This window comes from Lentilactobacillus kribbianus, assembly GCF_013184075.1.
Classification (GTDB): Bacteria; Bacillota; Bacilli; order Lactobacillales; family Lactobacillaceae; genus Lentilactobacillus; species Lentilactobacillus kribbianus.
This window is the reverse complement of sequence record NZ_JABEQQ010000002.1, coordinates 452,759-465,362: the sequence shown is the minus strand read 5'-3', so window position 1 is coordinate 465,362 and position 12,604 is coordinate 452,759. Positions and strand designations below refer to the sequence as shown.

Annotated in this window: 11 protein-coding genes; 10 read left to right on the top strand and 1 reads right to left on the bottom strand. The window is 35.9% G+C overall.

Features of this window, described 5'->3' with window-relative positions:
- Positions 1-42: 42 nt before the first annotated feature.
- From rsgA to HII32_RS07045, 3 genes are read left to right on the top strand one after another with little or no spacing between them, the layout of a single operon-like run.
- Positions 43-930 carry a ribosome small subunit-dependent GTPase A gene (gene rsgA / locus HII32_RS07055; RefSeq protein ID WP_172189767.1) on the top strand — a complete coding sequence of 296 codons (888 nt, stop codon included), beginning with the start codon at positions 43-45 and terminating at the stop codon, positions 928-930.
- Between the two features lie 17 nt (positions 931-947).
- Positions 948-1,601, top strand: coding sequence for a ribulose-phosphate 3-epimerase (gene rpe, locus HII32_RS07050; RefSeq protein ID WP_172189765.1), 654 nt, complete (start codon positions 948-950; stop codon positions 1,599-1,601).
- 2 nt (positions 1,602-1,603) lie between these two features.
- Complete coding sequence (locus HII32_RS07045; RefSeq protein ID WP_172189763.1) at positions 1,604-2,257, top strand: thiamine diphosphokinase; 654 nt, start codon at positions 1,604-1,606, stop codon at positions 2,255-2,257.
- 89 nt (positions 2,258-2,346) lie between these two features.
- On the opposite strand, the gene rpmB is transcribed toward HII32_RS07045, so the two are convergent.
- Positions 2,347-2,532 (bottom strand): 50S ribosomal protein L28, encoded by a 186-nt coding sequence (rpmB, locus tag HII32_RS07040; protein ID WP_172189761.1) that lies wholly within the window; start codon positions 2,530-2,532, stop codon positions 2,347-2,349.
- Between the two features lie 219 nt (positions 2,533-2,751).
- Here rpmB and HII32_RS07035 point away from each other — a divergent pair, with 219 nt between their 5' ends.
- From HII32_RS07035 to smc, 7 genes are all read left to right on the top strand, one after another.
- On the top strand, positions 2,752-3,114 hold the full coding sequence (locus HII32_RS07035) for an Asp23/Gls24 family envelope stress response protein (RefSeq protein ID WP_172189759.1): 363 nt from the start codon (positions 2,752-2,754) through the stop codon (positions 3,112-3,114).
- Positions 3,115-3,145: 31 nt separating this feature from the next.
- Positions 3,146-4,834 (top strand): DAK2 domain-containing protein, encoded by a 1,689-nt coding sequence (locus tag HII32_RS07030; RefSeq protein WP_172189757.1) that lies wholly within the window; start codon positions 3,146-3,148, stop codon positions 4,832-4,834.
- Between the two features lie 65 nt (positions 4,835-4,899).
- The gene (gene recG / locus HII32_RS07025) at positions 4,900-6,924 is read left to right on the top strand and encodes an ATP-dependent DNA helicase RecG (protein WP_172189755.1); all 2,025 of its coding nucleotides are present in this window, start codon (positions 4,900-4,902) and stop codon (positions 6,922-6,924) included.
- 8 nt (positions 6,925-6,932) lie between these two features.
- A complete protein-coding gene (gene plsX, locus HII32_RS07020; RefSeq protein WP_172189753.1) occupies positions 6,933-7,967 on the top strand; it encodes a phosphate acyltransferase PlsX in 1,035 nt (344 codons plus the stop codon).
- A 63-nt stretch (positions 7,968-8,030) separates the two neighbouring features.
- Positions 8,031-8,276 (top strand): acyl carrier protein, encoded by a 246-nt coding sequence (acpP, locus tag HII32_RS07015; RefSeq protein ID WP_172189752.1) that lies wholly within the window; start codon positions 8,031-8,033, stop codon positions 8,274-8,276.
- A gap of 75 nt (positions 8,277-8,351) precedes the next feature.
- A complete protein-coding gene (gene rnc, locus HII32_RS07010) occupies positions 8,352-9,053 on the top strand; it encodes a ribonuclease III (protein ID WP_172189750.1) in 702 nt (233 codons plus the stop codon).
- 8 nt (positions 9,054-9,061) lie between these two features.
- On the top strand, positions 9,062-12,589 hold the full coding sequence (gene smc, locus HII32_RS07005; protein ID WP_172189748.1) for a chromosome segregation protein SMC: 3,528 nt from the start codon (positions 9,062-9,064) through the stop codon (positions 12,587-12,589).
- Positions 12,590-12,604 lie beyond the last annotated feature (15 nt).

The following is a 12,604-nucleotide window of genomic DNA, read 5'->3' as shown; positions in this document are numbered from 1 at the left end:
GCTTATAATAGTGATGAAGTAACTTTTTTTGGAGGTGAATTATTGAAAAAAGGAAAAATTCAACAATCTCTTAGTGGTTTTTATGACGTTATTTCTGAGGGAACGGTCTATCGTACCAGAGCGCGGGGAAATTTTCGTAATAAAAAAATCACCCCACTGGTAGGTGATATAGTCGAATTTAAAGTAGATGATAGTGGTCAGGGGTATATTTTAAATATCTTACCCAGAAAGAATTCCCTTGTTAGACCACCAATTGCTAACGTTGATCAAGCCGTGGTAACTACTGCTGCTGCTGAGCCCAGTTTTTCTAGTAATCTTTTGGATCGTCAATTAGTAGCCGTGGAAATAGGTGATATTAAACCGATTATTTATTTTTCTAAAACGGATTTATTATCTGATCAAAAATTTGCCGATTTTCAAAAATTGGCTGAAAATTATCGAAAGATTGGATATCAGGTGGTCTTACCAGTAAAGCCGTTTGATGAAGAGTCCCTTAATGAGTTGCAAAATATTTTAAGTGACCAAGAAACAGTCATTATGGGCCAAACCGGGGCCGGTAAATCAACATTACTGAATCATTTGGCGCCTGAGTTAAAATTAGCTACCGGTGAAATTTCTCAAGCATTAAATCGTGGGAAACATACTACTAGAAAAGTTTCATTGCTACCAGTTGCTGGTGGGTTGGTGGCTGACACACCTGGCTTTTCTTCTTATGATCCGTTTGAATTACAAGCAAATAAGCTAGCTAATTACTACCCTGAATTTAAACGAGCGTCTAAGTTTTGCCGTTTTCGTGGATGTGTGCATGTAAATGAACCTGACTGTGAAGTTAAAAAGGAAGTTGAGAACGGTGAAATTATGCGAAGCCGTTACGAGAACTACCTACAACTTTATACTGATATTAAAAATAGAAAACCAAATTATAAATAAAAAGTGAGGAATTGGAAATGATTAAAGTAGCACCTTCGATTTTAAGTGCAGACTATGTAAATTTACAAAAAGATATTGAAAAGGTTGATCAAGCTGGAGCCGAATACTTGCATATTGATGTTATGGACGGATTATTTGTGCCAGCAATTTCATATGGTGCTGGTTGGGTGAAAGCTATTCGACCAATCACTAAAATGATTTTAGATGTACATTTAATGGTAGAAAATCCAGAACGTTACGTTGAAGATTATGTTAATGCTGGTGCTGATATTGTTGGGGTTCACGTGGAAGCTACGCCACATATTCATCGGGCATTACAAATGATTAAAAATGCTGGTGCTAAGACAGAGGTAGTTATTAACCCTGGTACTCCAGTGGAAATGATCAAACCGGTACTTTACATGGTGGATCAAGTATTAGTAATGACTGTTAACCCCGGATTTGGTGGTCAACAATTCTTACCAGAAACAGTTAATAAGATTGCTGAATTAAATCAAATTAAAAAAGAACAAAATCTTAATTTTGACATTGAAATTGATGGTGGGGTTAATAATGAAACAGTCGTTGCCGCTTATCAAGCCGGTGCCACTGTTGCCGTTGCCGGATCATATGTTTTCGGTGCAGATGATCCTGCTGAACGTATTACAGCCATCAAAGACGCTACTAAATAATTATGACTGCAAAAATCAATTTGTTGGTGGGCGGACCAACCGAATTGTGGCCTGCTGAATTAAAGCAAAATCAAGTAATGGGTGATTGGATTGGTATTGATCGAGGTAATCTGCATTTAATTACGGCTGGAATTGACCCGCTTGTGGCTATTGGTGATTTTGATTCTATGAGTGCTGCTGAACTTAAATTGGTCAAACAACATGTTTTAGACATTCGTCAGTCCATTCCAGAAAAAGACGATACTGATACGCAATTAGGATTAGAAGTTGCGTTAAATGAATATCAAGCAGATCAAATTGATATTTATGGTGCTACGGGAGGCCGCATTGATCATTTTTTGTCTAATTTATGGTTAGTTTTAGAACCTAGGTTTAAGCCGTTCGCACCTAAAATTCGTTTGATTGATCGACAAAATACAATTAGCTTTTATTTACCCGGAGAATATGATTTAGTCAAAGAAACGGATAAAAAGTATTTGGCGTTCGTAACACTTACACCAGTGACTGATTTACAATTACCAGATGAAAAATATACTTTGAAAAATTTTAATGCTGATCGACCAATTTCGTTTGCCAGTAATGAGTTTTTGGGTACCACTGGTCATTTTAGTTTTACTAGTGGTATGGTAGCAGTTATTCAGAGCAAAGATATTTAATGAACAGCAAAAAAAGGACATCCTTACGGATGTCCTTTTTTATAAAACTTAGATATAAAAAAAGATCAACAAGTGTTGACCTTCGAAAATTAAACTCGAGTAACTTTTCCAGATTTAAGAGTTCGTGCAGAAACCCAAACCTTCTTAGGTTTACCGTCAACAAGAATACGAACTTTTTGCAAATTTGGCTTCCAGCTACGACGACTAGCGTTCAAGGCGTGTGAACGTTTGTTACCGAAGTGAGTCCGTTTGCCATTGATAAAATCTTTAGCCATGGGTAACAAATCCCCTTTCTTAGCAGTATATTTTTTTAGCTCTGCTTTATTCCACTTAAATAATTTATCATAGTTACCCCGTTATTGCAATAGTTTTCTTTCAAGTAATTATACTTGACAGCTTACTTTTACATCATTAATTTTAGTTTTGATTTTAGTTGTGGTATTATAGGTTGATGTTAATTGTCAAAATAGCTAATTTCAAGGAGGCTGTGAATTATGGCCGTAAAAATTAAGACACAGTTTGGAACAGTAGACATTGATAACGACGTTATTTCAACAGTAGTGGGTGGAGCTGCTACCGATAACTATGGCGTGGTTGGTATGGCCAGTCGTAATCAATTACGTGATAATGTTAATGATATTTTGAAACGAGAAAATTACTCTAAGGGTGTTGTTGTGACCCAAAATGATAATGGTATTTCTATTGAAGTTTATATCATTGTTAGTTATGGAACTAAGATTTCAGAAGTTTCTAAAAATGTTCAATCAAAAGTTAAGTACAACCTGGAAAGTATGCTTGGTGTTACCGCTAACTCGGTCAATGTAGTTGTCCAGGGAGTCCAAGTACTCGCCGACTAATAAATTTAAATTGACCAAGGAGGATAAGCACTTGAAAGTATCAAAGATTACAAATGTTGAATTTACCGCAATGGTTCAAGCGGCAGCTAATAAACTTAATAATAATGCTGAATTTATTAACTCATTAAACGTTTTCCCAGTTCCTGATGGAGATACTGGAACCAATATGTCACTATCATTAAGCAGCGGGGAAAAGTACGTCAATCAAGACGTTAGCGTTAAAGTTGGCGATTTGGCTAACTCACTAGCCAAAGGATTATTGATGGGAGCCCGGGGGAACTCTGGCGTTATCTTATCTCAGATTTTCCGCGGCTTTTCTAAATCAACTAGTGAAAAAGAAGCTTTGGGAGCGCAAGATTTAGCAGACGCTTTCATTAGTGCGACTGAAACAGCATATAAATCAGTGATGAAGCCGACTGAAGGAACCATTTTAACGGTAGTTAGAATGGCAGCACAGGCCGGTAAAGAAACGGCAGCTGCTACTGATGATGTGGTAGCAGTAATGGATGCTATTTATCAAAATGCACAAATAGCATTAAAAAAGACCCCAGAATTACTACCAGTATTAAAACAAGTTGGTGTTGTTGATTCTGGTGGACAAGGCTTGACTTTTGTTTTAGAAGCTTTTGATGACATTTTAAATGGTAGAACTGTTGCCAGTGAGGATAGTCACCAACCTAACGATGCTGAAATGACGGAAATGATTGATGCTGCGCACCATCAAAGCGTTCAAAGTAAGTTAAACCCGGATGATATTGTTTATGGCTATTGTACTGAAATCATGGTTCGAATTGGACGGGGCAAGCAAGTTGATCAAGATTTTGATTATGAAACTTTCTATGATTATCTTGCTAATCTAGGTGACTCACTCTTGGTGGTCAACGACGAAGAAATTGTTAAAGTTCACGTACACACTGAACATCCCGGTAAGGTAATCGCTTGGGGACAAGAATTCGGGGATCTAGCTAAAGTTAAAGTTGATAACATGCGTTTACAACAAGAAACTATTATCGAACAAGACGAAGAAAACATGCCTGCAGTTTCTAGTGAACCAGAACAACCTAAAACAACAGCCGTGGTTGCCGTTGCTAGTGGTGAGGGTATTACTAAGTTATTGAAGAGCATGGGCGTCAGCGAAGTACTCAGTGGTGGTCAAACGATGAACCCTAGCACGGAAGATATCGTCAACTTGATTAAACAAGCTAATGCCGAGAACGTTATTGTACTACCAGATAACAAAAACATCTTTTTAGCTGCCGAACAAGCGGCTGAAGTAGTAGATATTCCAACGGCAATTGTGCATAGCACTTCTGTTTCTCAAGGAATCACGGCTATGCTGGGTTATAATCCAGAAGGATCATTAACTGAAAATGAAGAAATGATGGCTGCTAATTTAGCAACTGTTAAATCTGGTCAAGTTACGACTGCGGTTCGTGATACTAGTTTAAATGACTTAGAAATTAAAAAAGGTCAGTTAATGGGAATCGTTGATGGCAAAATCGCTGTTATTGGAACAGATTTGGTTCAAACATCCATCGATATGGTCGCAAAAATGCTTGATGAAGATAGCGAAGCAATCACTATCCTTTGGGGAAATGATACTGATGAAGATCATGCTCAACAAGTGGCTGATGGTATCTTGAACCTTGATGATGAATTAGAAGTTGAAATTCATGAAGGTGATCAACCGGTTTATCCATTTTTAATTTCGGTTGAATAATTTATTTATCCAAAGGGTCGGAGAACATAATGTTCCCGACCCCTTGTCTTTTTAAAGGATTAATAATGAAAAAATTAAATGATGCAATTACAGAATTAAATGGTGTAGGCCCTAAAAAAGCAGTTGCTTTAAATAAATTGGGAATTAATACCGTTAGGGACCTATTAACCTATTTTCCTAGGCGTTATGACGATATGTCGTTAATAGACCTGAAACAAGCCGTAGATGGTCAAAAAGTAACAGTTAAAGGGATCGTATTAGGAGAGCCGACTATTGTACGCTTTGGTCGTAAACGGGCTATTGTGAATGTCCAATTGCTAGTTAATAATTCACCAATAACAGTTTCTTTTTTTAACCAGCCATGGATTAAAAAACAAATTGAGGCTAATACTGAAATCATTGTTTACGGTACTTTTAACCAGGTTCGACACCAGATTCAAGGTATTAAAATCATTCACGATGGCGGCAATCAGTTTGCTTCAATTTACCCGGCTAGTAAGGAAATTAAGCAAAATACAATTCAAAAGCTGATCCAGCAAGCCTTTGATGATTATCAATCGGTAATTGTGGATGTCGTTCCGGAGAAATTGCGAAAACATTATCACTTAGAAAATTTTCATGACACTATCTATAATTTGCATTTTCCTAAATCACCTAAATCAGCTCAATTGGCTCTACGAACTGGTAAATTTATGGAGTTTTTTCTTTATGAAATGCAATTACAAGAAATGCGTGAACAAAAACGGATTATTAATTCTGTAGCTCAAATTGAAATTGATGATCAATCAATCAATCATTTTATTGATCAGTTACCATTCCAACTGACTAATGCCCAAATTAAAGTTATTAATGAAATCAAAGCGGACTTAAAGGCCCCTAGAGAAATGAATCGACTGTTACAGGGTGATGTTGGGAGTGGCAAAACTATTGTTGCAGCTATTGCAGTATTAATGACGGTCTTAGGCGGTAAGCAAGCGGCAATAATGGCACCTACCGAAATTTTGGCTCAACAGCATGCAAATAAGTTGGCTAATTTATTTAAGGATACGGCAGTTAATGTTGGTTTGCTTACAGGTTCTACTAAACCAGCGGCTAGAAAGTTATTGTTACCCAGAATTGAAGATGGTCAAATCAACTTAATTGTTGGTACCCACGCCTTATTTCAAACTGAAGTACGTTATCAAAATTTAGGGTTAGCGGTAATTGATGAACAGCATCGCTTTGGGGTTAATCAACGTAAGGCGTTAAAAGCAAAGGGTTCAGCAGTGAATCTTTTGTCCATGACAGCAACGCCAATTCCACGAACGTTGGCCATTACAATGTATGGTGATATGGATACTTCTATTATTGATGAATTACCAGCCGGACGACAATCTATTAAAACCACTTGGTTACCCGCTGCTAAAACTAACCAGGCATTAGCGTTCATTAAAAAACAGTTGTTAGCTTCTCATCAAGTATATGTTGTAGCACCGTTAATCGAAGAGTCAGATGCAGTGGATATGAAAAATGCTACTGAAATATATGAACGTTTTCGAACAATTTTTGGTGAGGAATTCAATGTCGGATTACTTCATGGCAGAATGACCAATGATGAAAAAGATGAAGTTATGCAACAGTTTAAGCAAGGACGTTACCAACTTTTGGTTGCCACAACGGTAATTGAAGTGGGGGTCGATGTTGCTAATGCTAATACTATGGTTATTTTGGACGCTGATCATTTTGGTTTGGCCCAATTGCATCAGTTGCGGGGGCGTGTTGGTCGAGGAGCTGATCAATCTTATTGTATTTTAATTGCCGATCCAAAGAATAAATTAGGAAAAGAAAGAATGAATGCCATTGTCCAAAGCACTGATGGTTTTTTCTTATCCCAAAAAGATTTGGAGTTAAGAGGCCAAGGAGATTTAGTTGGCTCTAAACAATCAGGTCTGCCGGAATTTAGACTAGGTGATCCAATTGGGGATATGAATATATTGACCGTTGCTGCTAATGAGGCCCGCCAAATTGTCAGCGAAAAAAATTGGCAAAGTAAGCCAGAGAATGTACAATTAGCTAAGTATTTACAAACTAATAAATTAAATAATATGTGAGGCACTATATGAAAATTGCTGTTGATGCAATGGGAGGCGATTTTGCCCCTGAACAAGTAGTTAAGGGTGTAATGTTGGCTCGCGAAGAAAATCCAGACCTAGAGTTTTTATTATTTGGTCAAACTGATCAAATTAAAAAGTATTTGGATAATGACGCACAAATTGAAATCATTGATGCTCCAGAGATCATTACCATGGAAGATGAGCCCGTTAAAGCGGTTCGAACCAAAAAACAATCAAGTTTAGTTCTAGCGGCTCAAGCTGTTAAAGATCAAAAAGCAGATGCCTTTTTTTCAGCCGGTAATTCAGGAGCAGTTTTAGCTGCGGGCCTCTTTATTGTGGGACGGATTAAGGGAATTGACCGACCGGGCTTAACCACGGAATTGCCAGTAGTAACAGAAAATAATGGCCATTTTGTTATGTTAGACGTGGGAGCTAATGCAGATACTAAGCCATTAAATATGTATCAATATGCGCTAATGGGTGAATTTTATGGTCAGAAGGTAATGGGGTTAACTAATCCTAGAATTGGTTTATTAAATAATGGTACTGAAGCAGATAAAGGTGATATGAATCACCGTAAAGTCCATGACTTACTAGCCAATAATTCAACCTTTAATTTTGTAGGCAATGTAGAATCTCGTGATATTTTAAATGGTCCGGCAGACGTGGTGGTTACTGATGGCTTTACTGGTAATGCAACTTTAAAAGCTATTGAAGGTACAGCCAAAGCAATGGGTTCAATGTTAAAGTCGGCTATTATGGATAATGGAATCAAGGCCAAAATTGGCGGCTTACTTTTAAAGAATGGCTTGAATCAAATGGTTTCTAAAATGGATTATTCTAAGTATGGTGGGGCTGTGTTGCTGGGGGTTAAAGCTCCAGTAGTTAAAACTCATGGTAGCAGTAAAGCAGATACGATAAAAAATACAATTAATCAAATTAAGATGATTGTTAATTCTGGTTTAATTGCTTCGTTAGAGGAGTACATTGCGGATCATCAAGCTGAATTAGAAGAAATTAAATTAAGCACCAAAAAATAATCTTATTTGTTATAATGTGATTATTAAGACTGCAAAATTAATGATAAGTTAGGTGTAATTTAAATGGAAAAAGAAGAAATTTTTAATAAAATTGCTGATATTACAGCAGATCAATTTGATGTTCAACGAGATAAGATAACTGGAACATTAAATTTTAAAACTGATTTGGATGCTGATTCAATTGACTTTGTTGAATTTGTATTGGAATTAGAAGACACTTTTGATGCTGAAATTTCAGACGAAGATGCTGAAAATCTTAATACTATCGATGAAGCAGTTAATTACATTTTTGAAAAACAAAGTAAATAAATCTTTGAAATTGAAATTGTTCCTGTAGGAATTAATTTCAATTTTTTCTTATATTACCAATTATGGAGGAACAAAATGATACCTGGTTTAAAGGAAATGTTATCAAAGGATTTTAATATTAATTTTCAAAATACGGATTTATTAGATGAGGCCTTTACGCAAGCTTCTTACGTAAATGAGCATAAGCAACAACACTTGAAATTTTATGAAAGAATTGAATTTTTGGGTGACGCAGTTTTACAATTAGTGGTTTCTGAATACATTTTTTTGAGATATCCAAAGTTACCGCAAGGACGATTAACCCGTTTAAGGGCAGCAATGGTTAACGAACAAAGTTTTAGTAGTTTTGCTCGAGAATGTCATTTTGACCAATATATTCGTTTGGGAAAAGGTGAAGAAAAGGCCCATGCTCGTGAACGTGATTCACTTTTGTGCGATATTTTTGAATCATTTGTAGGAGCATTATATTTAGACCAAGGCAAGGCAGCAGTAGAAAAGTTTTGTCATCAAGTAGTTTTTCCTAAGCTAGATCAAGGGGCCTTTGACGAATTTTTTGATCATAAAACTGAACTACAAGAATTAGCTCAACATGATGGTCCGGTTGCCATTGATTATGAACTGTTAGATGAATTTGGTCCGGAAAATGATCGTCAATTCAAGGTTAGTGTAACCGTAGGCGGTCAAGAACTTGGTGTTGGAGTAGGTCATTCTAAAAAAGGAGCTGAACAAAAGGCAGCTCAACAAGCATTAACTCACTATAGTGAAGTAGATAAGTAGGGGTCATTGTGCAATTAAAATCTATTCAAATTTCTGGATTTAAATCTTTTGCAGATAAAACGGTCATTAACATGCCCGATGGTATTACCGCAATTGTTGGTCCCAATGGTAGTGGGAAAAGCAATATTGCTGAGGCGGTTCGCTGGGTTTTAGGGGAACAGTCAGCTAAAACATTACGAGGACAAAAAATGACGGATGTTATTTTTTCCGGTGCCGAGAATCGCAAGGCAATGAATTTAGCTAAAGTTACAATTATTTTGGATAATTCAGATCAGTATTTAAAAACCCCTTATAAAGAAATCGCAGTTACTAGAAAATTGTTTCGTAACGGTGACAGTTGGTACGGGATTAATAATCAAGAATGTCGGCTCAAAGATATTACAGAACTATTTATGGATTCAGGATTAGGCGCTGACGCATATTCGATTATTTCTCAGGGAAATGTTGAGGGGGTTTTAAGCAGTACTGCTGAACAACGTCGATATATTATTGAAAATCTGGCCGGTATCTATCAATATAAACAACAAAAAAAGACGACCCAATCAAACATTGAAAGTACCAATGATAATTTAACTCGGCTAAATGATATTATTTTTGAATTAGAACAACGTTTACCGAAGTTAAAAGATGAAAGTGACATTGCTGCTGATTATTTAACTCAAAAGCAACAATTGGATACATTAAAAGAGCAACAAATAGGTAGCCAATATGCTTCTTTATTAAGTCAGTTAGAATTAAAATCAAACAATTTAGAAAATTTAACTGAAACCAAAAATCAGGCACAGCAACAAATTAAAACGGCTCAAGGGCATATTACTGCCTTAAAGCAAAAGATAGTAATGATTGAGCAAGATAATGATACTCAGCGTGACCGTCACAATAAAGAAATGGTTAAAAAAGAACAATTAGAAGGTCAGTTAAAATTAATTAAGCAGCAGCAACAATATCAACGACAAGCGGTAAATAATTTAGCTAACCAAATTCAACAGGCTAACGAAAGTCTTAGTAAGCAAGAAGATGAGTTAGCACAATGGCAACAACAAAAAAGGGAACTAGATCAGCAAATAACCCAAAAAAATGGCCTTTTGGATCAATATCAACGTCAAATTATTGAGTTGAACATTAAACCATTACAGTCAGATTTGGCCAAGATACAAGATCAACGGCTTAAGCTGTTAGAACAACAAACGGTGGGTGTCACTAGAGTTGAAGAACTTCAAAAGCAGCAAAGCCAACAGGAGCAAGAAACGGCTAATTTTATTAGAAGAAAACAAGAGCAACAAAAACAAATTGCAATTCAAGAAAAGCAAATTAATACTCTAAAGCAGGATATTGAGACCCTCGAGTTAAATTTAGATCAGCAAAAACAACAATTAAATAAACTGCAGCAACAGCGTCAAGAACAGCAAAAACAATTAGAATTGACCACCCAAAAGTGGCAACAATTGATCAATCAAAAGGAACAACTAAAGTCTCAGCTTACCTACGAAGACCGGTCAGTTCAAGAACACCATTCGTACCATCAATGTGTTCAAAATTTATTAAAACAACGAAATGATTTTAACGGTTTATGGGGAACAGTTGCTGATTTTATTGACACTAGTAATCGTTATACATTGGCCATCGAAACAGCTTTAGGAAGGCGATTACAGAATATTATTGTAGACAATGATGGTGTTGCTAAAGAGGCAATTTCTTATTTGACTAAAAATAAGCTAGGACGGGTCACGTTTTTACCCATTCAATCCTTAAAGGAACATAAGATTGAAGCACATTTGTTAAATCAAATCAAACAATTACCAGGGTACATTGGTGTTGCGGCCGATTTGGTTTCGATAAATGAAAAATTAACTAAAATCCAATGGTTTTTGTTGGGTAACACAGTTGTAGCTGATAATTTAACTAATGCGTTAACCATTAATCAAACCGCGCATCAACGAATTAAAGTAGTTACGCTAGATGGTCAAGTAGTTAATCCTGGTGGAACACTTACTGGTGGAGCGCAACGTCATGGTACTGGCCATTTTTTGGCTGATAAACAACAGGTAAAAGCTACTAAGCAAAAGTATCAGGATGTATTATTATTGGGCCAACAACAAGAAGTTAATTTAACTGCTAACCAGGCTAATAAAAGAAAATTAGAGCAAGAAATTGATAATCAAAAGCAACAAATTAGTGATCGATTAGAATTATTAAATCAAAAAAAACGCGAAAAAGAAAATGTCATTGCATCTAGACATACACTAATCAATCAAGCAACAATTAGCAAAAATCAAATACAACAACGGCAAAATAGTCTACAAGATATTAAACGTTTGAAATTAACTAATCAGCAGTTAACTGTTGATTTGGAGCGAGTTAATCGGAAAATTACGCAAATAAATCAAACAATTAATGAGAAAACAACAATTCAATTAAATCTACGAGCTAAGCAAGCTACAGAAACTGAGTCTTTAAGTAAATTAAACCAACAACAAAGTTATATCTCGATTAATATTGAACAAATTAGTAAATTGCTTAATTCAACTAAGCAACAATTGCAAAATTTTAAAGATAATCAAAAACAGCAAAATATGGTTACTGATGCTGAGATTAAAGAAGTTGAACAACAAATTATTGATTGTAAAGAACGGTTGTCAAAACAAGCTACTTCTGACAATAATTTAAAACAACAACAAATAACTTTATCGGATGAATTAACTAATTGGCAAGATACTTTAAATCAAGCAGAAGTTCAGGTGGCTACTATCATTCAGCAAGTGGCAACTCAGCGACAAAATACGAGTACGCTAAAACAACGTCTGGAAGAACTAATAATTAAGTTGAAACAAGAATACCACTATACGGATAACCAACTAATTCAACTTAAGGGAGCACAGTTAACAAGTTCCAAAGTGGCTACTAAAATTGCATTGTTAGAAAAGGGCTTGAATGAAATTGGAGCTGTCAACGTAGGGGCTATTGATGAATACAATTCAGTGAATAAACGTTATCATTTTTTGATTAAACAACGACAAGACGTGCAGGACTCACTGAAAAATTTACAGAATACAATCCATAAAATTGATCGATTAAGTGCCCAGCAGTTTGAAGAGTCCTTTAAGCAATTAGCGTTGGCTTTTAATACTGTCTTTAAAGAAATGTTTGGTGGTGGTGGTAAGGCTCAGTTAATTATGACTGATCCAGATCGACCGTTAACTTCTGGAATTGATATCATGGCAATGCCTCCTGGTAAAAAGAATCGACCATTATCATTATTATCAGGTGGCGAAAAAGCACTGACGGCTATTTCATTATTATTTGCTATTTTAAAAATTCAACCAGTACCATTTTGTATTTTAGATGAAGTAGAAGCTGCCTTGGATCCAGCTAATGTTGAACGATTTGCTAAGTATTTGAAGTTTTTTACTAATGAAACTCAATTTATCGTGATTACTCACCGAAAAGAAACTATGGTATTTGTAGATCAGATGTATGGAGTTACGATGCAAAATTACGGTGTTTCTAACCTAGTTTCGGTAGTAATGACAGATTGAAATAATGGAGTGATA

Coding starts and splice junctions, on each gene's coding strand:
- rpe (WP_172189765.1), top strand. CDS start 948: ATGATTAAAGTAGCACCTTCGATTTTAAGTGCAGACTATGTAAATTTA.
- HII32_RS07045 (WP_172189763.1), top strand. CDS start 1,604: ATGACTGCAAAAATCAATTTGTTGGTGGGCGGACCAACCGAATTGTGG.
- rpmB (WP_172189761.1), bottom strand. CDS start 2,532: ATGGCTAAAGATTTTATCAATGGCAAACGGACTCACTTCGGTAACAAA.
- HII32_RS07035 (WP_172189759.1), top strand. CDS start 2,752: ATGGCCGTAAAAATTAAGACACAGTTTGGAACAGTAGACATTGATAAC.
- recG (WP_172189755.1), top strand. CDS start 4,900: ATGAAAAAATTAAATGATGCAATTACAGAATTAAATGGTGTAGGCCCT.
- plsX (WP_172189753.1), top strand. CDS start 6,933: ATGAAAATTGCTGTTGATGCAATGGGAGGCGATTTTGCCCCTGAACAA.
- acpP (WP_172189752.1), top strand. CDS start 8,031: ATGGAAAAAGAAGAAATTTTTAATAAAATTGCTGATATTACAGCAGAT.
- rnc (WP_172189750.1), top strand. CDS start 8,352: ATGATACCTGGTTTAAAGGAAATGTTATCAAAGGATTTTAATATTAAT.